Here is a 23,919-nt window from a genome sequence, read left to right as displayed (position 1 = left end):
GATAGATGCCTAAGCAAAAAATACAGTTTAATGTGCCGTTACGCGGTGATTTGTATGACTTTTCCGGGGGCCAGGTGGACAGTGTTCACCCGGCCCTTTTGAATGATAATGAGGGAAAGAAATATAAAAACGTGTCCCTGGAGGAGAAGGGGACGCTTAAGGTTACAAAAGGGAACCAGACCAGATATGCAACCCCTTTTGATGCCAATAATCCCTGTGTAGGGATAGGAGCATTTTATAAGTCGGACGGTACTTCCCGCCTGGTGATGGCCGCGGGAACGAATTTATATAGTGACAGTCCTCACGTGACTACAAAATATGATTCTCAGGCTGACTGGGACAGTGGGCAAAAATCATTTTTCTGCAATACTGCAACGGTTCCTGGAGATTTAACCTTGATAGGCAGTATCATCGGCGGAGATGGCGACTGTGAGGACGCCTCCAAGTGGACTGCAGTTGATGCCACTCTGGAAGCGGATACGACAAAGAAAAAGTATGATGATAAATCATTAAAAATAACAATTGCATCAGGGAAAACTACCGGCTTTGCTAAGAAGGCCAAGTCTTCTCTAACGGTAGATAATACAAAACTGCACGTACTTAGCGCCTATGTGGTGAATGGTAATGCCGGGAGCGGGATAAGACTGGTGACTTTGGATGCAAATAATGCTGTATTGAAAAGCGGTACTTATGTTACAGCTACGGCTGATTTTACGAAGGTAACTCTGAAGCTGACGGCAGCGGAAGTGGCAGCAGCGGTCTCCTTTGCGGTGCAGGTGACCGGTTCAGCTGGTCAGTACGCCTGGGTAGATGGAATAATACTGAAACAGATCACCCAGGCTGAGTATGATAATGCCGGATATGTAGGACCTGACTATGATACCCTGGAAGCAGTAAATGCGGTGCAGGTTGTGACAACACAGGCCGACTGGGAAGCGGGTACGAGGACGAATATAAACACCACTGGAAGCCCGGGGGATATAAGGGTAAGTGATGCTTACCCACGCTTTAGCGAGACTGATACGACAAATGCCGATTTCAACGGAACTCACTACGACACACAGGCAAGCAATGATTCAGTTATTCTAGGAGGTGGTACAGTAACAACCATAGACCGAACCACGCCGACAACCGTTGTTGCTAGTGCTTATGATACAAGCGGAAACGGCGGTAGAAAGTTGGTGAGGCTTAGTAATGGCAATCTTATTGCATGTGCATTAGAGCCAACCGTTGCAAATATTAGACTTTATAAGAGTGCAGATAATGGAGTCACATTTAACCAGCTTTGTTACATGGACTATTCTGCTAATTTCCTTTCTGTAGCATTAGCAACGAATGGCACATGGGTTTATGTTATTGCTACCGCTGACAATGGTGCAGTATATTTTTATAAGATAGACACCAACACTGTAACAAATACAAACATTGCAACAAACAGCAAGGTAGTAGATAGTGGTCAAAGTGCTGTTGGCGGAATAAGTATTACAGTAGATTCCAACGGCTATCTTCACGCCGCATGGTCAAGTAAAAACTCCACTTACCCAGATTCTTTTAACATTCGTTATTCTAAAAGTACAGATGAAGGGACAACGTGGAGTAGTCCGACACAGGTTAGTAAACACAATACAAGTGGTCAAGACTTTTCAAATCCTAATGTTATAATTCAAAGTGGTGTTCCGATTATTGTATGCAAGTGGTCAGCAACTAATTTAATTATAGTTATAAAAGAAACAGGATTAACTTCACACCCTAGTTTTAACTGGACATACAAAGTAATTTATGATGGTACAAGTTACACCCAATCCAACCCCTGTGCAGTAGTAGACAGAAACGTTCATATTCATGTTGTGTGGCATGGGACTGATTCAACCGATACTGGTTCCAACCATATTCGCTACAGTAAGTCTACAGACGGTGGAGTAACATGGAGTGCTATGTTAAAACTCACCAGTGGTGGAGGAAGTAGTGCTTACTACGAACAATCTTTTCCTTCGATAACGTTTAACAACAGTAATCATCTTTTTGTGATGTGGCAAGGACGTAATGGTAGTACAACAGTTCAAAACATAAAGAAAATTAAGTTCGACGGAACTTCGTGGGGTACGATAGAAACAATTACAAACAGTACAGGTAATAATATTGTCTCAGTTTCTACTATAGCCAACTTCAATGATTTTCTTGAACCATTAGCTATATGGCAAGATAACCAAGTAAATGCAGTAAAATTTTACGGTAAATGGACCTCAGGAAGCGGTTATCTTTCTAGCGGCACCTATACCCACACTGTACAAGATATAAGCGTAGTAACCCAGGCCAGGAGTTCGAGCATAATCTTCAATAAAACAACGCCGGCAAACACTACTCTAACTGTAGAGGTAAGGGTCTCGACTGACGGAGGGAATACGTGGGGCAACTGGGTGGCAAAAAACTCTGGTGACAGCTTAATCCCAACTGCAACAGTTCTCACGAATTACCGCCTACAGTGGAGGGCTTTATTAAGCACCACAGACACATCTGTAACACCAAGTCTTAATGATATCACGATAACAATAGAGCCAATTTACGAAGCAAGCGGGACCTGGACAGGTTCTGTTTTTAATGTAACTGATATCAATCCTGCATCTAGCGTAATCTCCTGGACGGCCAATCTACCCTCGGGAACCAGCCTGACTGTAGAGACCAGGGGAAGTGAAGATGGACAGAGCTGGGGTGCATGGGCGGCTCAGACAAGCGGATCTACAATCACTACACTAAACCTGTATAATCAGGCTCGCATAACGCTTAATGCAAGCACTGACAGAACGCTAAGCCCTACTGTATCTGATATTACGCTCAAGGTGGTACAAAACGGGAAGCGAGGGGTATGGCAGTCCCCCACAATCGATGTTTCCACAGCACAGGATAAAGCCAGCGGCCATGTGGCCTTAAGCAGTATTCCAGGAACTGGTGGTATCCAGGTCCAGTCCAGGTCCAGTGCCGACGGAGGAGCTACCTGGGGTCCATGGGTAAATGCTCTGGTAGACGGAACACTGATACATACGGCCAATAACCACGTACAAATAAGAATGATCTTAACGAAGGATGCCAGTATTCAAACTGCAACAGTTTCCTTTGATGGACAGCCAACTGCTACAGTCTTGTTAAGCGGTTTAACCGCCGGTGGAGAGTACTTCGATACAACACTTTTGGACTACTTTATTATTGCCAATGGTCTTGATATACCGAAGAAGTGGAACGGCATCGATGCACCTGCGGATTTAGGAGGAAGCGCACCCAGAGCGGCTTATGTGGCCTCCCATAAAAACCGCCTATTTGCGGCCAGGACCGGGAGCAACCCCTCACGACTGTATTTCTCCGATCTCCTGAATATCGACAGTTGGCCAGTGCTCAACTTTATCGACATATCGCCTAATGACGGTGACTATATAACAGGTATCAAGCCGGACGGCGACTATCTTGTAGTCACCAAGCAGCGCAGTATCTGGCTCCTGACTGGTGATAGCGTGGATACTTTTGCCGTAAGAAGGATTCATGCTGATAAAGGATGTGTGGCGCCCAGGTCCCTGTGTAGCATTAACGGCGCTATCGGCTTTGCCTCTGATGACGGGTATTATCTCTCTGACTATACCACATACAAGCTCCTGAGCGAGCGTATCCGTAAAACCTGGGACAGCCTAAATAAGCGGAGACTGAATCAGATTTGCGCATCATTTTATAACCATATTTTGCGCATTGATGTGCCTTTAGGTGATTCATTGAGGAACAACTTCCGGATTGAATTTGATACTATCAGGAACGCGTGGAAGGAGTCACACCTGCAGGCGGCCAGTTGTTATACTCACTTCCGGGAGGCCGGTCAGGATATCTTATTATTCGGTCATGCTGATATCGGACAGGTTTCAAGAGCGGAGATGGGATACTCGAATGGAGGCTTGCCGATTAACTTTGGCTGGGAGAGCAAGTATTACCACTTCGGGGCACCGCATCATATTAAACGGTTTAAGTCCCTGTATATAGAGGTCGTACCGGCATCAAGCGATACCACGCTTAATGTATCTTTTGCCGTAGATGGTGGAGCGTATTCCACACCTATTTCCGTGGTTATTCCTGGACGGAGTGATGAGAAGGTAGAAACAATTAGGCTATTACCATCTCAGGTGGGTGTGGTGCAGGGACACCTCTTGGGCTATAAACTGGAACAGTCGGTATTAAATGGCGGTGTGGCTATCCAGAGCATGCATCAGGAGTACTATATCAAGGGCGCAAGGCCCACTCTGACGGGGTGATGATGGATGCGGCTTGAAATAGGGCCTTTGAGGGGTGAGATATCTCTCCAGAAACTGCAGAATGTGTTTTTGTTGATTGAGAAAGCGGTCAACTACCTGGATAAAGGGAATTTCCAGAATAAAATAGCGGGGGATGATATCCTGTCCTCCGCTTCTGTTTCGCTTAATAAGCTGAAATGGTTGGAGTGGCCCATACCCCTGGTACTGCCGGCTGATCCGTATTCGACTACGGCCACAGCCGATGATGACATTGGCGGCTATTTCATGTGGGATCCTGGGAAGTACCCGGGAGGAACCTGGTATCTGGAGGCTTCATTGGCATGTAACGGAGCTACAGCCACGTGTACACTGAAAGGGGCTTCTGTGATAGGGACTGTGCAGTCTACATCGGCCACCATGGAATTAAAGAGGAGCCAGGTTTTGACTATGCCGACAACGGCTCAGACAATCTGGGTAACACTAAAGACAAGCAATGCTTCCTATGCCGCGGTCCTGGGCGGGGCAAGACTGATTTATGTGCCGTAATCACCCTTGTGGTAATATTTAGCAGGTTTTTTGCGAATACTGTAGAATATAGATATTACATAATTAAAAAGAGGGTGATTGAATGCAAAGAATAAAAAAAATTTGTTTGTCATTGGTCGCTGCATTAATTATTCTGGCGATCTATAGTATATCAGCGTTAGCTGTTGTTCAGTTCCCATTAAATAAGGCATATTATTTTAAAGACAGTCAGAGAATAGATATGGATGCAAGAACAAGGGTTAAAGATGGAAGAACCCTTGTTCCTGTGAGATATCTAGCTGATGCTTTAGGAATAAAGAATATTACATGGGATAAAACAACTCAGGGTGTAACATTATCTAATGGGTACACAACGGCTACTTTTTTTGTGGGAGCAAAGGGTTTTGTTCTTAACGGAAAAGCTATGGTATCCGATGTTCCCCCTCAATTACTAGAGGATAGGCGCACATATTTACCAGCACGAGTATTGGCAGAATCATTTGGTTATACAGTAACCTGGGACAATGAGACCCAGATGCTTACTTTTTCGAGCAATCGGAGAGAACTGTCTACCAGGGAAATAGTGCAATTGATCCAACCAGCCACGGTATTGATCGAGACCCAGCGTGGGCAAGGAAGCGGTTTTTTTGTATCAAAAGAAGGGGATATTGTAACAAATGCCCATGTAGTAAGAGGCGCTAAAAGCATTAAGGTCACCACTATTGATGGCAGACAATATATGGCTGGTATTAAAAAAATTAATAACCACACTGATCTGGCGATTCTTACAGTCATTGGCAACAATTTGCTGTTTCCATTTATAGAAAAAACACGGTACATTGATAGTGTATCAATTGGTGACGAAATCACAGTATTTGGCAATCCTCTTGGGCTAAGTGGGACTGTTACAAAAGGGATAGTTAGTGCAAAAAGAGAATTGCCTACACATGATGCTTTTAAGCAAAGCCCAATTAAGGTAATACAATATGATGCGACTGTAGATAAGGGCAGTAGTGGTGGGGCTGTTATAAACAGTTATGGTGAACTTATGGGTATCACATTTGCTGGTTACAGTAGTAAAGATTTTAATTTTGCTATTCCTGCAGATTATTATTACTGGCTTAATCAAAGCAATGAATTGTATGGTCTAAAAGATGACTGGTATTGTTATTTAGTCGAAGAGAATGGTTGGCTGGCAAAATCATCCAGCATTATGAACAACACATTTCAACCTAGTAATCCTAATGATTGGATTTATGAATTGCAGTTTAACAAGATACCTAGTATAGAAAATCTAAAAAAAGATATAGAGAATTATTACGCATCATATCCAGAAATTCAAAATCTCCGTGATCTTCTTTTGGAAGTCGTAAGGATACAACAAATAACTTACGTAACTACGTTAGATATGTTTAAAAATCCGCTAAATTACTATAATGCCAGCAGACAGGTGTTAGATTCGCTAAGTAATAGTTATAAAACGGCTTTGGATAAATACAATATGGAAAGAACATTGATTGAGCAAAAGATTAAGTAGCTTCCTTTTGTGTGGTTCGAAATTTTCACTAAAAATTGAATCCATAAGGTAACAGGGTTTTATTGCCCTGTTTTTTATTTTGAAAGGAGGAAAGAATATGGGATTTGGTGTTTTAAGAGCACTGGAACAAAAGATGAGTTCCATTTTAACTAAACCTAAGGTGCAACCTATCACGTCAAAGAGTTTGATTGGCCAGCTATTAAGTTTTATTAAACCGCCTTCGACTAAACCTATGGTTTATGCACAAACTAAACCACAAGTGCCGACAGTGACTACTATGAGCAAAAATACCCCGAGTATAATTCAGAGTAAAATCTTACCGAAGCCCACCAAACCAAAAATTCAGCCAAGCGGAGATAGGTATGCAATTAACGGCGTTGCTAGGCCTGGCAGCACAACCCCAACAAGCACATCCACTGTTGTACCAGGAGGAAGCGGGGGTACAACTAATAAATCAAGCGGCGGGGGCGGAAGCGGAAGTACAAGCTCAGGAGGAGGAACTTCGGCGGTAACTGCTAAACCGATGATACCTGTGCCTGAGAACTACAAATCCGATTATAATGATCAGGTAGCACAGCCCACTACACCACCTACGCAGGAGCAGAAACAGCCCACTACACCACCTACGCAGGAGCATGAACAGCCCCATATTGACATCACGCCCTATTTTGCGCAGGTAGGGGCGATTATGAACCAGGTCAATGACCAGGGCAAAGCACTTTTAGCACAACTGAATGCCAGCTTTATTAATGAGCTGAACTCCATGCAGTCTCAGATTGAGGATGCCTTTAAGAGGATGTTGGGCGGCGTAGACCCGGCCACGGAGCAGGCCCTGGCAAGGATTAAGGGCACTGTGGAGACTCAGCGCCAGAACCTAATGAATGAAATGAACCGCAGGGGCTTGCTGCAGTCCGGTATCTGGCTGGAGATGGAAAACAGGCTCAACCAGAATCAGTTGAGCGAAGAGCAGGCGTTACTCCTGAACCGTGTTAAAGCCCTCCAGGATCAGTACCTGGCGCAGCTTTGGAATTTTGCAAAGGCTAGGCTTAACTATATGAGCGAATACAATAAGAATGCAATGAACCAGTGGAATACATATGCTCAAGGTATCCAGAATCAATTGAAGAATAGCATGGATGCAGCCACTAAGGTATACCAACAGCAACAACAGAATTATAGGACCGGAATAGAGCAACAGGGAGCCAATTATCGCGCCGGAATAGAGCAACAGGGAGCCAATTATCGCGCCGAAATAGAGCAACAGGGAGCCAATTATCGCGCCGAACTGCCGTATCAATACCCTACAGCTAATGCCATGCTTCCTTATGAATTAGGGCCTACCCCTTATCAGCAAGAACAGCTTAAGATAGATCGGCGAAACGCTAATACCAATGCTGCCAGGGTAAATGCGCCTGATACTCCTACTCAGACCCAGATCGCTAATTACTACATTGCGTCGGCTATAAACAAGATGAACGAGTTTAGTACACTTCAAGAAAAGAATGACTGGCTCTACGCTCATAAGGCTGAAATTATAGCCAACGCAGGGCCTAGTGCTTATCAGTACCTTTTAGAGCAACTTTACCCCAGCTATAGATAAGGGGGGATACCCATGGCTTTCCAAAAGCCTTCCTGGGAAACAAACACGCAGCCAATAATAAAACCGTCTTGGGAAGCAACAAATTCATTCCAAAGGCCCTCTTGGGAAACCGGGCAGGATAACTACAAACCAGCACCCATAACTCACCCCCCACAGCCTCCCCAACAGGGCGGCATTTTTGATATTCCTACAAATTTAAGCCCTAATCGGCAGCAGGCTTACGACTGGATGAATGAGAGACTGCCTGGATTCCTAAAGCCAGTGAACAATGCCATTGCTAACATTACCCAGCGGTTCGATGATTCGGCCCTGGGTAAATTTATTCATCGGGGTTCTCAGACTGCTAACGCCATTGGCTTTGGTGCCGACAACGAGAACCGGCCCAGCACCGGGAATAAAGTTGCCGACATTGCTGCGGATGTAACAGGTGGAGCTGCGGGGATATTTGCACCTAACGGATTAGGTAAGTTTTCAATGATGGCAAGTGAAGCGGCGAAGGTACCCCAGTTTGCATCCAAGATGGCAAGTAAAATCAAAAGTCCTGCTGTGGCAAATGTGGCAAAGGGAGCAATTGAGAATGCCGGGGCCGGCACGGTGTACGGAATAACTGAGGGTATTGTCAATGACCGCACTCCTGGGGAAATTGCTGGTAACATCGCCCTTGATGCCGTTATAGGTGCTGGTGTAGGGATAGGTATTGAGGCATTAAGGCCGGTTGTAAGTAAAGTGCTTTCCAGATACAAGGGGATGCCTATTAACCCTGAAACAGTCGAAAGAGAAGTAGCCAAAGATATTGGGGTTGATTGGGATAATTTAAACGATCGGCAGAAGGATGCCATTCGCAAAGTTGTAACAGGGATGCAAACTGAACCGGTACAGAGTGGAAGATTGTTATACCCTGCTCAGGAGTTTACTTTCAGGAACCCCACTCTTAGAGATTATCCAGGCAATGTTGCTCTCCCTGCCGGAAAGGCCAAGATATTCAATAAAGAACGGGCAATTGCTGAACAGAAATTAAAGGAAGCTACCGAGTATTTGCAAAATTATTTCCGAACCAATGAACTCCGGGTTGATGAAATGGAATTTGCTAAAAACACTTTGGGCATCGATCTGGAAAAGTTGGCCGACGATGTGTTGAAAGCGGAGCAAGCAGGTTTACCTAATTTTGAAAGGGCAGTGGAGCGTGGGAGAATAGCCAGAGCAGCAGGGATAGAGATGCCTGCTTTAGTCAGAGGACGTAGCAAACAGGCTCCCGTGCCAGTAGAACCGTTAACACCATTGCAGTTCAAGCAGACTATAGAAGTGCCAAAAGTATACGACAGATCATCTCAACAAAATGATAATTGGCGTAACTGGGAACCCCCGGAACCAGTGACCACTGTTGCAGAGCAGACTGCCCAGGAGCTGTATAATGCCGATGGCCTCCGGGACCTATCAGGCTTTAGACTGTATTCCACTGATATTTATCGCAACTTCCGGGATGTCTTTGGCCCCCACTTTGAGAAAGTGAAAAAGGCTATTCTGGATCCCTTTGATGCTTCCAAGAAAGCAAACGTGGAGATGCAAAGGGAGTGGGCACGTAAACTTAAAGAAGAGGTTGTAGATAGACTGGGAATCCAAAAAGGCAGTGAATTGTCTGCTTTGGTCCAGAGATACGGGGAGAAGAATATTTCTTTGCCTGAATTGCAAAAGTTAAGGCCCAAGGACTGGCAAAAGGTGGTGGAAGCTGACCGGTGGTTCCGCTGGGCCTATGATCAGCTCCTTAATGAAGTTAATGCCGTAAGGGCCCAGATTTACCCTAACAATCCGGAAAAAATCATCCCTCGGCGCCAAGACTATTATCGCCATTTTCGGGAACTGGCCGACACCTTCGAAGGTGTGAAAAACCTTTTTGAGACCCCATCGGCAATAGACCCAAGTCTGGCGGGGCGTTCGGAATTTACTTTGCCTAAGTCTAAGTTTTTGAGTTTCGCCCAAAAAAGGGGTTTTGGGCCTTATAAAGAGGATGCCGTTGGGGGTTTCCTTAATTACCTGCCGGCTGCATCTTATGCGAAGCATATCGACCCGCACATAGGCCAGTTTGAACGGCTGGCCGCAGAATTGGCTGGGGCAACAGAAAAATCGAGGCATCTGAACAACTTCATCGAATGGCTGCGGGACTATGCCAGGGATCTGGCCGGAAAAACGAATCCAGCGGACAGGTTTGCGCAAAAGATTGTTCCCGGGGGCCGGACCACTTTTAAGGTCCTAAACTGGCTAAACAGCAGGATAAAGGCTAACGTGGTCATGGGTAATATATCGTCTTCACTCTCTCAGATAGCCAACGTGCCTCAGGGTATAGCTTTCGCCAAGCAATATTCAGTCCCAGGTTTTAAAAGGACCATAAAATCAATATTCAAGCCTGCTCCGGAGATGGCCAAATCCGGGTTCCTTACGGAGCGGTTTTCCAGTGACATCTATCGCCAGTTTGATACTAAACTCATGGATCAGCCCAAGAAATTTGCCGCCTGGATGCTTGAGGTAGTGGACAAGGTCGGTACTGAATTTATTTGGTACTCAGTCTATGAAAAGGCTCTGGCAGAGGGTATCCCAAACCCGATAAAATACGCTGATGATATGACCAGGAGTCTGGTTGCCGGCCGGGGAATCGGGGAAGTGCCTATCTTACAAAAATCAAAGATTATGCAGTTGGTAGCACCTTTTACGCTGGAGGTGTCCAACCTGTGGAAGGTACAGAAAGACTTTGTGAAGGCCCGGGACTTCGGCGGCCTGGTTGCCCTGTACGTGGCTAATTTTATGCTTAACAAAGCTATGGAAGCCACCAGGGGTTCCGGAGTAGTTTTTGATCCTATAGATGCCACTATCGAGGCCCTGACGGAAGAGGATATATCACCACTGCAGCGGGCTGGCAGGCTGGCAGGAGAGGTAGTTTCTAACTTGCCCTTGGGTTCTACAATCGCCTCCATTTATCCTGAATATGGAACCGATACATTACCCACCAGGAAAGAGTTATTTGGTCGTAATGACCCTACACGCTTTGGGCCTGGCCTATTGGCGGCAAAGGGATTGTCAGACCCTCTCTACAAGGTCCTTCCCGGCTTCGGTGGGGGGCAAATACAAAAGACTGTCAGAGGGGTATCGGCCCTAGCCAAGGGAGGGGCATATACCAGTGATGGCACCAAACTAAAATATCCGGTTAAGAGGACTCCTGCCAATATTGTAAGAGGTGTTCTCTTTGGTCAGTATTCATTCCCGGAGGCTAAGGAGTATTACGAGAATAACCGTAGACCCCTGGGAGAGAATCAGACTCAGATGTACCAGAAAAGCAGTAACCCCGATGCCACGTACCGGATGATTCTGCGGGAGCGGGAAATTGATAAGATTAACCGGCAGATATCGGAATTAAACAAGGATAAGTCCTTATCACTTGAACAAAAGCGGGAAAAGTATCAGAAACTGGTGGAGAGAAGAAAGAAGTTAATGCAGGGGGGCTAAAATCCCCCTCTTATTATGAGTAAAAGGAGGGGAGTCCCCGCATGACTGAACATGTGTGTAAACAAGAAAGACTACTGGGAGAGCACGACAGAGCCATCGAGGATCTGATGGACTATAAAAAAGCACAGAATGGAGCCATCCATCGGTTGGAAGATAAAGTTGACCGGCTCCAGTACTGGGTAATGGGAGGGGTTGCGGCCATGGCACTGCAATTCCTCTTACTTTTATTGAAGAGGTGATTTGTTTGGTTAACATTGTTCAAGATTTCATCCCCACAGGAAGGCGGAACCGTCCCGGCCATAAATTGACCCCGCAGTATATCACTATCCACGACACGGCAAACAGCAATGCCGGTGCCGATGCCCTGGCTCATGCAAAATATCTTAAAGGCGATGCAGCGGCCAAAGCCCCGGTGTCCTGGCACTTTACCGTGGACGATAAGCGGGTAATCCAACATCTTCCCCTGGATGAAGTAGGTTGGCATGCAGGAGATGGTGGTAACGGGCCCGGGAACAGGACGAGTATTGGCATCGAGATCTGCGAAAACAGTGACGGTGATCGTGCTATGGCAGAGAAGAATGCTGCCGAAGTTGTGGCCCAACTCCTTAAAGAGCTGGGTTTAAGTATTGACAAGGTTGTTCAGCACAACAAGTGGACTGGGAAGAACTGCCCTCATATTCTAAGGGGGCGATCTGGCGGATGGGAGAACTTCTTAGCGCAAGTAAAGGAGTTTATGCAGGAGACTAAGGTCTCTGAATCTGAAATAGATCTGAGAGCAGAGAACGAGCACTTGGTGAAGCTCCTGAATGCGGCTACACGGGAAAATGCCGAACTCAAGGCCAAATTGGCCGAAATAAATAAACTAAGCAGCCTGTGAGCTGCTTTTTTCTTTGGGAGGTGGTGCTTATGCGAAGAAATGTACGCTGGTAACTAGTATTAAAAGGTATTGAAAGGAGATTTGTATGGAAAAGAAATGGTATTTATCTAAAACTTTTTGGGTAAACATTATTGCGATTGCCGCCCTAATAGGGCAATCTTATCTTGGTGAGCAGTTTTTGCCGGCAGAAGAACAGGCGATTATCCTGGGGGCAGTGAACCTAGTACTGAGGTTCGTCACAAAAGAAAAATTGACATGGTAGATGTGCAAAAACTTAGGGAGGCGTGGGCCTCCCTTTTTTTGTTTAATATCATAACAATAATTTCGCTTTATAATATTAAAAATAATACAACATTTACTTGATGAAATTTGAAAATTATACTAAAATACTTTATGGAGCATGAGTAAAGGAAGTGGTACAAATGAAATTCTATAATAATGCAGATGAGTTAATAAAAAAGGAGTTACCCAGATCAATTAGGGCGCAGTTATATCCTTTCTTTTTGAGTGGTGCACGAGCTTTTCATGAAGTAATTCAAAGCAACAGTACCCTATTCACTTCCACTTTTTTAACAAATATAAAAGGTTGGTTATTTAACTATTTAATTTTTAGGCAGTTTGAGGAAGATATGTTGAGTGAAAATTTCCCATTTAAAGTTCAAGCGGTTAAGGTAAATAATTTTAATTATAAATCTCTTAATCTAGTGAGACAAAATGTTATTATCAATATCGGTAAAGCAAAAGACAAGGATGCACTACCTAATAGGTCTTGGTATAGAGTTAAGCAGTGTCGGAAAAATAAGTTTAAAGCTAAGCAGCTTTTCTACGATACAAATACTAAGAATAATTTAATAGTTAAGCCTGAACCCTACTATTTATTTCTTACATATGGTACAAGAAATAATGATATTGAATTCGTAAATCTTTTAGTTCCCAATGAAAATATGACAGGTTATCTCAAAAAAATTGAACTCGGATCCGAATTCTCATTAATAAAAAATAATGATATATTAATACAACAAGCGGAAAAAAGAATTACTTCTTTGAAGGCTGATGTGCTTAAGCAGTTAAATCTTCTTAAGGGTGAGGGAAATGAATCATAAAAAATTTATTAATAATGAGATCGTGCCAGCTAGAATAAGGGAGGCAAGAATATCTCGGGGATACTCGTTAACAGAACTTGCTGATTTAATCGGAGTATCGAGTCAGGCTATCTCACAGTATGAGCTGGGAACATCAAAACCGGGTACTCATGTTTTGGTAAAAATGATGGGGGTTTTGAATTTTCCGCTTAATTTTTTCACTAAACCTAAAATAAATATAAACAATTCGTTTTGTAATAGTGCAGTTAACTTCAGAAGCATGAAAAGTGCATCTAAAAAATTAAAAGATGCATTTTCCTGCAGAATTCAATGGGCTGATGAAATTTATCAATACCTAAGAAAATTCGTGAATTTTCCTGATGTTGATATTCCAAATATAGACCACTTAGTAAAAAATTATGAATATGATGCCGATACTATAGAAAGGATTGCATTGTATCTTCGTAAATATTGGAAAATCGATAGAGGTCCAATAAAAAATCTTATAGAAATTCTCCAAGAAAAAGGATTTGTAATATGCAATATAGAATTTGGAGACAAAAAAATTGATGCATTTTCTCAATGGTATAACGGAATACCTTATATAATAATGGGAACAGATAAGGCTTCTGCCGCAAGAGCTCGTTTCGATATAGCACATGAATTAGGTCATTTAATTTTACACCCACACATAGACCAGGAAAGCCTCAAAAATAAAGAACTATTTGATCAGATTGAAAATGAAGCAAACTATTTTGCTGGTGCTTTTTTATTACCTGTAGATTCATTTCCCACCGAAGTGGTATCTAACTCTTTAGAGCATTTCGTAGTATTGAAAAAACGTTGGAAAGTATCAATCCAAGCAATGATAATTCGTTGTGATAATCTCGGTTTGTTAAAAGAACATCAGGTTAGATATCTTTTTGCAATAATTAATAAACGGGGACTTAAGACTAATGAGCCCTTGGACGACGTGATACCAATGGAGAATCCATATTTGTTTAAACAAGCAATAGAGTTACTTTTAGAAAATAATATAGTTTCCCCACAAGAGATAATTGATAAGATTGCACTCAATAAAGAAGAAATAGATAGTCTATGCTTTTTGCCTAAAGAACTTTTAATAACAAATTCTCGTAAACCAAAGTTGACTTTAATAAAGTCCTCTTGTACTCCGTCATTTTTAAAGTAATACAGGGCATTCTAAGAAGAGGTGTAGAGAGCATTTTCTGGTAAATAATAACAAATGTGATGAATTGTATGGGCTAATTTTGGGCTAATTGTTTTAAAAAACAACGGTTTTTTCCACTAAAAAACGATAGGTGTATTTCTCGGAAATCCAGTAATATCAAGGGTTTAGCATGTTTTATCAAGGATCCAAAAAGGCCCCACAACTGATTCAGGTTCTAGTGGGTGCAAGCCCGTGGGAGTTCAAGTCTCTTCAGCCGCACCAAATCCAGTAAAATCAAGGGTTCCGGCAATCTTATAATGTCGGAACCCTTTTTTTGCTGTCTAGGAAAAAATGATTCTAGTGCAAAAACCATATTTTTTAAAGTACAAACACTATATGTAGATTTATAAAAGAAAGGTTTATCTATATATAGTACAAGACTTCGTAAATCTTGACTTTTTTCATTAGAATCAAAAATAAATTTTTTGGTTATGGATAACTTTGTGCTTAGATAGAATTTAGGTATACACTATGCATGTTTCAAAAATCGTAGATTACAAAAGTAAAATAAAGATAAATGAGATATTTAAACAGCATTTTTATCCTGAGTTTATCAGTTGAGAACAGCAAACCTTTGATATAATAGGATTCCTCTCTAAAAAAACGCAAAGTTTGCCACTACAGGCTACCCTATTTTTTATACCAGGCAACCAGGTCTTCTTACGATAAGATATTATTGGGCTGATCAACACGGATTGTTTTAAGAAAAGCCAGAAAACACACAACAAAATGCCTTTTGATTCTTTCTTTTGTCCAGTGATTAATATATTTCCAAGTAATAATTAGAGCAGTCGATTAAAGACGCATATCAAGCCGCATAACAGTCTACCATTGATGATTTTCTGGGAAAATACTGGGAATATCCCTTTGGGCGTGGCGGCGGTGGACTGAAATGCGTCTTGATATAAATGAACTTAAAGATCGTGTTACTAATATCGAAGTAAAAATAGAAAATGAAATCTCTCCGAAGATCTCGGCTCTTTTTGATGGCTGGCTGTTGCCGTCGAACTAATATGGCACAAAGCTGACGGAATTGCCTGACCAGGAATTGCTGTATATAATGACCATATCAAATAGAAAGGAAAAGACGCCCCCGTTTTGATGTGTTACTGCGCCAACAGTAGCACTAGGAGCGTCCCCAATAAGCTTAACATGGTCATTGTAACAAAATATAAGCTCATTGAGAATCCCCTTAAAGGTGTTTTTTGTTAGGAGCGAGGAACAGAATCTCTGTCCCTGCTGTAGCGAATCAATGGAAGTGATCGGAAGTCGCCGGCGGAACTGCATTAATAGTGCCGGAGAAAAAATGGTCCTAATGATTAGAAGACTTCAATGTAGTAATTGTAAGCGCATCCATCACGAACTTCCAGATATCCTTGTTCCATACAAGCGGCATTGCAGTGAAAGTATAGAGACTGTGATAGCCGGGAATACTCTCGCCGTTGCAGCAGATGAATCAACTATTACCCGTTGGCGGATCTGGTTTTTTGATTTAGTTAATCACTTTTTGGGTTGCCTAATATCTATAGCTATTATTCAGTATTCCAGAAATTCTGTGGAAGTACCATCCGACCTTCCCCTGTCCCCGCTCCAAAGGATATGGCATTATGTAGGAGAATCTTACGGCTGGCTAGCCAGAGTTGTCCGAACCGTAGTTAATTCAAATAACTGGGTACAGACCCGTTCTGCCTTTTTGTCCTGATGTAGAGGTTATACACTCATGTTAGATTCCGAATATTAGGGAGGTAATCTAGCATGAGAGACCAAAAAAAGGCCGAGGACGTTGCTACTCAACGAGTACAACTCATATCCCCACTTCTAACTGAAGGGTTGGACCCTGCCAAAGCCAGACAGATTAAAACCCAAATTTGCGAGCAGGCTGGAATTTCCGAACGTACTCTGCGCAGATATCTGTCAGAGTATAAGACACATGGCTTTGCCGGACTTAAGCCCAAAGGTAAAGCTCAGAGCAGAAGCGAAGATGCCATTCCGCCAAACATCCTGGAACAGGCCATATTATTGCGACGAGAGGTTCCAAAGCGCAGTGTGGCCCAAATCATACAGATTCTAGAATGGGAAGGTCTGGCCCAGCCGGGTCAAATTAAGCGCAGTACACTGCAAGAGAAGCTAGCCGAACGTGGATACAGCGCCAGGCATATGCAGATGTATATGAGTACCGGTGTTGCTACTCGGCGGTATCAGCAGAAGTATCGTAACAAGCTTTGGCATTCCGACATTAAGTATGGACCCTACTTACCTATCGGCATAGATGGTACCAAGAAGCAGGTATACTTAGTAACATTTTTTGATGATTGCACTAGGTTTGTTCTTCACGGTCAGTTCTATCCAACCTTGGATCAGGTCATCGTTGAAGACTGTTTCCGTCAGGCTATCTTAAAATATGGAGTGCCGGAGGCAGTGTTCTTCGATAACGGCAGCCAGTACCGGACAAAATGGATGGGACGGGCCTGCGCCAAGATGGGGATTAGGCTACTATTTGCTAGGCCATATTCCCCAGAATCGACTGGGAAAGTGGAACGTTTTAACCGGGTGGTCGATTCCTTTCTCAGTGAAGTTGCCTTGGAGAAACCTCAGTCATTAGACAAACTCAATGAGCTGTTCTGGGTGTGGTTAGAGGAGTGTTATCAAAACAAGCCCCATTCTGCATTGGAAGGCAAAGCTAGCCCCGCCAGTGCCTATCGTAGCGACAAAAAAGCCCTAAAATTCCTGGACCCGGAAACAGTAGCCAACGCCTTTCTTCATTGCGAAGAACGCAAAGTTGATAAAGCTGGATGTATCAGCTTCCAGGGGAAAAAGTATGAGGTCGGGCTTAGTTTCATCGGGTGTACCGTAGATGTCATCTATGATCCCGCTGACATTACTGAACTGACCATAGAATATGAGGGGCATACCCCTTGGAAGGCCCGGGAACTCGTTATCGGAGAAATGGTAGGCCAGCGACCTAAGCTACCTGAACATCTAAGGACACAACCAGCCGAATCCTCAAGACTCCTGGCTGCAGCTCTTGAGAAGAATCAGCAGAGAATAGAACAACAGGCTCCTGCCATTTCCTACAGAACCGTAAGAAAGGCAGGGAACTAAGATGTTTGAACCTTTCTACGGGCTATCTCAAACTCCGTTTTCACGGGATATCCCAACAAACGAGTTGTATCAGTCACTCATGCTGGAAGAGACGTTAGGTCGCCTGGAATATGCTGCCCAGCGTCAGTTGTTCGCCGTTGTTACCGGTGACTGCGGGACTGGCAAGACTACTACTATCCGTCGATTCAGGGATTCCTTAGACCCTGCTAAATTCATGGTGCTGTACCTGGCGGATTCCAAGCTGACACCCAGACATTTCTACAAGGGTCTCTTGGAGCAGCTAGGCTGTGAATCCAAATTTTATCGTGGTGATGCCAAGCGTCAACTGCATAGAGAAATCGAGCTTATGCGGGGTATCCAGCATCTTCAGCCTGTTGTCATCGTAGATGAAGCACATCTTCTGGACCGGGAGATGCTGGAGGAGGTCAGATTCCTTCTCAATTTCAAGATGGATGCGCAAAGTCCCATGGCTCTTATCCTCGTCGGTCAGACTGAACTTTGGGAGAAGTTTAAGCTTCAGGCCTATGCCGCTATCCGGCAACGCATTGATCTCCAGTGTAAACTGCCCCACTTGGACCGCGCCCAGGTAGGGGATTATGTGAAACGACATCTTGCTTACGCTGGTGCCGACCATGATATATTTTCTGATGGTGCTTTGGATGAGATATTTCGGTTCTCTAGTGGTGTCCCTAGGCTAGTGAACAAGGTCTGTACTCACTGCTTGCTATATGGGGCACAGAATGGCCGCCGGATCATCGATGACCATATGGTTAAGTTGGTTATCCAGGGAGAATTGTCATGAAGCAGCAATGGTGCAAGATGACATACGACCACGAACAAGACCGCTGGATGGTGGATACGGGAGACTACTGTTACGAACTCCATTGTGGAGAAGTTTTTGATTTGTTAATCGGTTCAACTAGTATTCCTTGCCGCATAGAGTACGATCATCAGTGGTATGTGATTATGCCGGGAGCCCGCTTCAATTTGCGGATCGGGAATTCGTACAAGGTGGAAATATAACGGCATCCGGGAAGGTGGCGATAAAGTCGTCTCACCTTCTCGGCCACTGGCCAAATTGTCCGTCATAAACTGGACACCATATACTGGCAGTTACAGGACATTATGAAGTGTCAGTAACAGCTGGCAGCAGCACACAGACCAATTAAATCGTATTGAGGAAAAAGTTAGTACACATGAGGAATTTATAATTAAACGTATTAAGTGAGTCCATAATAAACAATCTGTTAATTATGTGCAATAAACTCGATAAACAAAAAAGGAAACCCTCTTCTTAATAGGGTCTCCAATAAAGTGATTTCCACAAAATTATTTACTTAATGCAAGAACGTATTCTTCTTGAGCTTTTTCAATTTCTACTCTCCATCCTAAATTCTCTGCCATGCGGGATACATTATCCCTTGCTGAAGCGTTATCTACTATAACTTTAATTGGACCAGAAGGAAATTGTTTTATTGCTTGCGTTGTTAAAACAAGGGGTTCAGGGCAGGATAAGCCTCTAGCGTCCACCACTTGTGACATTTAAAGTACCTCCTATTCTCTTAAATTTTAATATGTTTAGTCCACCAATAAGTGAAACTACGATAAGACCAAGAATAACAGCTATTTTTCCACCAATTGGTACACCTGCAGGACTGGCAGCAAGAGAGAAATTATGGGAAAATGCTGCTCCTGCCATTAAGCCAAGAACAGTGATTGCTGAGTCGCCATTACCTTCAGCAGCAGAGATTAACTGGCGAAGAGGACAACCACCAAGTAAGACAAAAGAGAAACCTGCCAATGTCATTCCAAGGAAATTCCATAAACCATCACTGTGAGCTACAGGCTGGTTCGCAAAACCCAGGTGGAATTTACCTACCACTAAGTTGCCTAAAGTTGCTACTACTAACATTGCTATAAATCCAGAGAGTAAATAAGTGTCTCTGAAAAAGACAAAGTCTCTTATTCCCCCAATCATGCATAGACGGGAGCGTTGAGCCAGACAGCCTACAATTAGCCCTGCCAATAAAGACAGCCATATTGCTGCATGTTGAGAGCCAGGACCTTTATTACTAAAGAATATAAATGGGGGGTTAGCTATTAATAAAATCAAAAGTGCTACCATAAACAAAGGAAAAATATACCCATTTGTTTTTGATTGAGATACTGTTCTACCTAAGGAATATCCTTGGCTAATATAATATGTACCTAAACCTATGCCAGCAATTAAACCAAATAATCCCATAATTGCATTTAAGTCTCCTCCTGATAGGCGTAACACAACCCGTACAGGACAACCTAGGAACACTAACATACCAAACATTCCAAAAAAACTTAGAGTAAATCGGGTGAATGTATTAGACCCACCAACAGATTTAAATTCTCCAGTGTATAGAGCAGTAGCAAATGCCCCAATAACTAAGCCAATAATCTCAGGTCTTAGGTATTGGACGGGTTCAGCACGGTGTAATCCCAAGGCGCCAGTTATATCCCGTATAAAACAAGCTATACAATAGCCCATGTTAGCTGGATTTCCGAATACCACCAGAAGTACACCCAATAAACCTACAACACCCCCCGTAAGCATAATGAGAATCTTTTTGTTCATAAACTACCTCCTTTGCATTCTTGGATAATTTAAACTTCTTTATGGATATTCATTTACCTATCAAAATTGTTATGAAATTATATCATTGTCTACTCTAGTTATATAACAATAAGTTATTAACTCAATAGGTCTGTTGCACATTGCAATGTGATGTGCAATAACTCTTCGCCTTATCAAGTGCATACTTTCTTTAAACTCCGTAGGAGTGTTAGGAAAATCAATATCCAAGTATTACAGGTTTTTAAGCATCTGTTCTTTTACTAAGCCTGCTCCCATCGGGAAGGACAAGCGGATATCTTTGGGATAATAAATAAAACCTATGAACAAAACCTATGAAAAAAACTTGACAAAAAAACAAACTAAGGATTAACATATTTCTAGAAGTAAATAATTCCCATTTAAGGTGCCCCGTCAAGGGGAGAATAGGGAAACCGGTGAAATTCCGGTGCGGACCCACCACTGTAAGCGGTGACAAATCCCAGTATGCCACTGTCCAGCACTCAACTTAGTGGTTAATGTGAAAGCATAAAATTTATTTGAACATACTAAAAAAAGAGTATGGAATTATAAATTAAGTTTTAATCACAAGTTGAGTGCGGATGGGAAGGCGGGAAGAGGTTGACCCGCGAGCCAGGAGACCTGCCTTAAATGTATGAACTAGACGAAGGGGATTAAATTCGTTCTAGCTGCTAGCGGCTTTAAGATGGGGAAAGTCTCTTAGTAACATACTAAGAGACTTTTAATTTTTTAAGCTTTCTTTGTCAGGCATGATGTTTACTTTTATCCATTTGGTGCCCTGGGTTTTAGCTTATTTAGCTGAGGGATTTATTATTGGAGGTGAGAAAAGTTAGCAAAAGATGTATTGATAGCAAGAGAAAATAGATACATAGCAGGAGGAGGAATAAAATGAATATTTTTACAAAGAAAACACACAGATACCTGGTATCTAAGTTATTACTGATATTCTTTATAGCAACCTTGTTATTGCCTGCATGGCCATTACTTTTTAGTGGACTCGATAATGGCAAAGCTGTGGCCGCAGAGGTATATGATAACTTAGCATTAAAGGCAGCAAGAAACAACTACAATTTACACCAAGGTGGACAGGCAGTTGACGGCGGCTGGGGGAACTTTGGTGCCTATGATGCCTATATCCTGACCCAGGCGGGGGCGGATGTAGGAACATGGGTATATAACGGCACAAGTTTCAAAGACAGTGTCTTGAGTTTAATTGATGCGACTATTGCAAACGAAGGGAAAGAAAATCAGTCTTCGGCCAAAAGAGTAGCGCATGAATATCTGGCGGCAAAAGCTTTCGGAGATGCAAGAGCGACCCAGTTGCTGAACATCTTAAAGAACAGGCAGACGGCAGGCGGGAACGGCTCTTTTGACAACAATGCCTTCAGCGACTTGCCCGCCTTTGAATCATTGGGCAGAGCCGGGGACATGGCCGAAATAGATGCAGCAGCTGTCATTACTTATATCTTAAGCTGTCAGGACGGCGGTACAGGGGCCTGGACTTCCACTTGGAACGATTTTCAGGCGACAGCCCAGGCGGTGCGGGCGTTAGAATACCTGAAGCCCCTTGCGGGAGGGCAGGCTGATGCCGTGCAAACGGCTATCGATAAGGGAATTGCCTGGCTGAGGGCTCTGCAAAAAGACGATGGAAGCTTTCAAGACGCTGGAGGATTTGATGATCCGCTTGTAGACACGGCAGAAACAATACTTACCTTAAACTGCCTGGGTATGGACCCTGCGGTCTGGACAGTCGGCGGCAAGAGTGCCGTAGATTACATGCGGGATAGTGCTCTCAATGAGGATGGGACGTTTGGTACCTCCAAGAACCTGATGGACAACACCTGGGCTTTGGATGCTTACCGTGTGTTAGGAGGAAATATTTCGCCTGACGCTGTACTAAGTTTAAGAGTGACGCCAGCCAGTGCAAATATAGTTGCAGGCGGCAGTCAACAATATACGGCCCAAATTTATAAATTGAATGGTACCAATGAGGATGTAAGTGCAGCAGCAGACTGGTCTGTAAATAACAGCAGTATAGCAACGGTAAATAACAGAGGTCTGGTTACAGGGGTGGCGGCAGGAAATACAGTTATTACTGCAACTTATCAAGGCGTTAGCGGTACTGCTGATGTAAGTGTTGCCGGCGGAGGAAACAATGGCGGCAATAATGACCAACAAGGCATCAGAGTTACTATAAAAGTTATTGGCAGAAGCGGAGAAACTTTGTTTGGTCCAAGTACTGTAACATTGAGGGAGAGTGATAGATGGGGTGTTACTGCTTTAGGAGCTTTGGATAAAACAGGACTTAGTTATAATGATGCTAACCCGAGCTATATTGACACAATTGCAGGCCAGGGACCCCAGGGCATGAACGGGTGGATGTATAAGGTTAACGGTGTTGTACCCGGGGTGCCTGCCAAAGATTACCCGGTTGCCAATAATGACCTGGTTGTCTGGTGGTACAGCACAAGCCCTACTGAAATATCCGGTGTTTCTTCTAATACTAAAGAAAACCCTAATATTCTTGATGATAAGAAATTGTCTGATACCATTCAGCAAACAGGACAAGCCAGACTTAACCTAGCAGAAAAAACTGATGGAAAGGGTAAGCTTTCTCCCCATACAATTGTTGGATTAGCCAACGATAACAAACCACTAACTATAGAAAGCAAGGGTCTTCAAGTAGAATTTGCTCCCCAATCCTTAATTACAGAAGAGTTAATGAAAGTTCTAGAAGATAAAAATGCTGCTTTAGAAATCGGAGCAAGAGAAGTAAGTGGAGCAGAAAAACAAGAAATACTTTCAAAGGCTTCTGTAGGTGAAAGTACCGGGTTGTTTGATATTGGAGCTAAGATAGTAGATTTAACTGCCCAAATAATACGCACCAGCAATGATGGCACTGTTAATACTGATGTAATTAAAAACTTCCAGGAACCCGTAAAAGTAACTATTGATTTATCAGGCTCAGTTCTGAATCAAGAGGACATTGCTAAATTAACCGGGATAAGATATGAGAAGGATGCTCAAGGTAATGTTAAACCTGTAAAACTGGGCGGAGCTTACGATTCCGAGAAAAAGACTTTTACTTTCTATAGCGATAAATTCAGCTTATATGGGGTAGTGAAAGCTAAAGACCTGAAAAAAATCAGTTTAGGAGTGAACAAGTTAACTACTACGGTTAACGGCAAAACAATTTGGCTTGATATTCCGCCGGTTATCCTGGGTAACCGTACTATGGTACCTTTAAGATTTATCGGGGAAAATTTGGGTGCTGAGGTAGAGTGGATCGCAGAAACAAAAACAGTGGAAATGATGTTGGATGGTAAAAAAGTAACCCTGGTTATTGGAGAAACTGGGCCTGGTTTAGATACGCCTGCAACGATCATTACTGGTCGTACCCTTGTACCCATCCGTTATGTTTCAGAATCCTTGGGAGCTTATGTAACATGGTTTCCATCCAGCAGAATGGTAGAAATAGTTAAGTAATAAAAAAAATAAAAGCAGATGTGAAGAACCCAAAGACTGGTAATCATTTATAGGTCTGCACTGCCTGGCTGCTATAGCGGAGCAGCCAGGCAG

18 protein-coding genes and 1 riboswitch are annotated in these 23,919 nt (G+C 43.2%); of the genes, 16 read left to right on the top strand and 2 right to left on the bottom strand.

Going from position 1 to position 23,919, the window contains the following annotated elements; translation table 11 throughout:
* Window positions 1–5: 5 nt before the first annotated feature.
* From BR63_RS05650 to BR63_RS05585, 15 genes are all read left to right on the top strand, one after another.
* Entirely contained in the window at window positions 6–4,286 is a 4,281-nt protein-coding gene (locus tag BR63_RS05650) for a hypothetical protein (RefSeq protein WP_034424697.1), read from the top strand.
* Between the two features lie 6 nt (window positions 4,287–4,292).
* The gene (locus tag BR63_RS05645; protein ID WP_034424699.1) at window positions 4,293–4,811 is read left to right on the top strand and encodes a hypothetical protein; all 519 of its coding nucleotides are present in this window, start codon (window positions 4,293–4,295) and stop codon (window positions 4,809–4,811) included.
* A gap of 82 nt (window positions 4,812–4,893) precedes the next feature.
* A complete protein-coding gene (locus tag BR63_RS05640) occupies window positions 4,894–6,327 on the top strand; it encodes a stalk domain-containing protein (protein WP_051966127.1) in 1,434 nt (477 codons plus the stop codon).
* Window positions 6,328–6,689: 362 nt separating this feature from the next.
* On the top strand, window positions 6,690–6,839 hold the full coding sequence (locus BR63_RS05635; protein WP_153802160.1) for a hypothetical protein: 150 nt from the start codon (window positions 6,690–6,692) through the stop codon (window positions 6,837–6,839).
* Window positions 6,840–6,850: 11 nt separating this feature from the next.
* Window positions 6,851–7,927 (top strand): hypothetical protein, encoded by a 1,077-nt coding sequence (locus tag BR63_RS05630; RefSeq protein ID WP_153802161.1) that lies wholly within the window; start codon window positions 6,851–6,853, stop codon window positions 7,925–7,927.
* A 12-nt stretch (window positions 7,928–7,939) separates the two neighbouring features.
* Window positions 7,940–11,422: a hypothetical protein gene (locus BR63_RS05625; protein WP_034424703.1), complete on the top strand. Its 3,483-nt coding sequence runs from the start codon at window positions 7,940–7,942 to the stop codon at window positions 11,420–11,422.
* A gap of 41 nt (window positions 11,423–11,463) precedes the next feature.
* Entirely contained in the window at window positions 11,464–11,661 is a 198-nt protein-coding gene (locus BR63_RS05620) for a hypothetical protein (protein ID WP_034424704.1), read from the top strand.
* A 5-nt stretch (window positions 11,662–11,666) separates the two neighbouring features.
* On the top strand, window positions 11,667–12,299 hold the full coding sequence (locus tag BR63_RS05615; protein WP_081908271.1) for a peptidoglycan recognition protein family protein: 633 nt from the start codon (window positions 11,667–11,669) through the stop codon (window positions 12,297–12,299).
* An 85-nt stretch (window positions 12,300–12,384) separates the two neighbouring features.
* Window positions 12,385–12,561: a hypothetical protein gene (locus tag BR63_RS05610; protein WP_153802162.1), complete on the top strand. Its 177-nt coding sequence runs from the start codon at window positions 12,385–12,387 to the stop codon at window positions 12,559–12,561.
* Window positions 12,562–12,721: 160 nt separating this feature from the next.
* Window positions 12,722–13,402, top strand: coding sequence for a hypothetical protein (locus tag BR63_RS05605; protein WP_034424705.1), 681 nt, complete (start codon window positions 12,722–12,724; stop codon window positions 13,400–13,402).
* Window positions 13,392–14,573, top strand: coding sequence for a helix-turn-helix domain-containing protein (locus BR63_RS05600; protein ID WP_034424706.1), 1,182 nt, complete (start codon window positions 13,392–13,394; stop codon window positions 14,571–14,573). The genes BR63_RS05605 and BR63_RS05600 overlap by 11 nt, the downstream gene beginning before the upstream one ends.
* A 1,237-nt stretch (window positions 14,574–15,810) precedes the next feature.
* Window positions 15,811–16,314: a DUF6431 domain-containing protein gene (locus tag BR63_RS19465; RefSeq protein ID WP_276568918.1), complete on the top strand. Its 504-nt coding sequence runs from the start codon at window positions 15,811–15,813 to the stop codon at window positions 16,312–16,314.
* A gap of 53 nt (window positions 16,315–16,367) precedes the next feature.
* The gene (locus tag BR63_RS05595; RefSeq protein WP_187142733.1) at window positions 16,368–17,714 is read left to right on the top strand and encodes a DDE-type integrase/transposase/recombinase; all 1,347 of its coding nucleotides are present in this window, start codon (window positions 16,368–16,370) and stop codon (window positions 17,712–17,714) included.
* A 1-nt stretch (window position 17,715) separates the two neighbouring features.
* Complete coding sequence (locus BR63_RS05590) at window positions 17,716–18,516, top strand: ExeA family protein (RefSeq protein WP_187142735.1); 801 nt, start codon at window positions 17,716–17,718, stop codon at window positions 18,514–18,516.
* Window positions 18,513–18,737, top strand: a complete 225-nt coding sequence (locus BR63_RS05585) for a DUF5348 domain-containing protein (RefSeq protein ID WP_187142736.1) — start codon at window positions 18,513–18,515, stop codon at window positions 18,735–18,737. Before BR63_RS05590 ends, BR63_RS05585 begins: the two co-directional genes overlap by 4 nt.
* A gap of 306 nt (window positions 18,738–19,043) precedes the next feature.
* Here BR63_RS05585 and BR63_RS05580 read toward each other — a convergent pair whose 3' ends face one another.
* Together BR63_RS05580 and yedE are read right to left on the bottom strand one after the other, a co-directional pair.
* A complete protein-coding gene (locus tag BR63_RS05580; protein ID WP_034424203.1) occupies window positions 19,044–19,256 on the bottom strand; it encodes a sulfurtransferase TusA family protein in 213 nt (70 codons plus the stop codon).
* Window positions 19,234–20,322, bottom strand: coding sequence for a YedE family putative selenium transporter (yedE, locus tag BR63_RS05575; protein WP_034424201.1), 1,089 nt, complete (start codon window positions 20,320–20,322; stop codon window positions 19,234–19,236). The genes BR63_RS05580 and yedE overlap by 23 nt, the downstream gene beginning before the upstream one ends.
* A 384-nt stretch (window positions 20,323–20,706) precedes the next feature.
* Window positions 20,707–20,983, top strand: a riboswitch (cobalamin riboswitch).
* 245 nt (window positions 20,984–21,228) lie between these two features.
* Here yedE and BR63_RS05570 point away from each other — a divergent pair.
* Window positions 21,229–23,826 (top strand): stalk domain-containing protein, encoded by a 2,598-nt coding sequence (locus BR63_RS05570; protein ID WP_081908246.1) that lies wholly within the window; start codon window positions 21,229–21,231, stop codon window positions 23,824–23,826.
* Window positions 23,827–23,919: the final 93 nt, after the last annotated feature.

Origin of the sequence: Thermanaerosceptrum fracticalcis (assembly GCF_000746025.2) — a bacterium.
Taxonomy (GTDB): Bacteria; Bacillota; Peptococcia; order DRI-13; family DRI-13; genus Thermanaerosceptrum; species Thermanaerosceptrum fracticalcis.
This window is presented reverse-complemented; position numbering and strand designations above follow the sequence as displayed.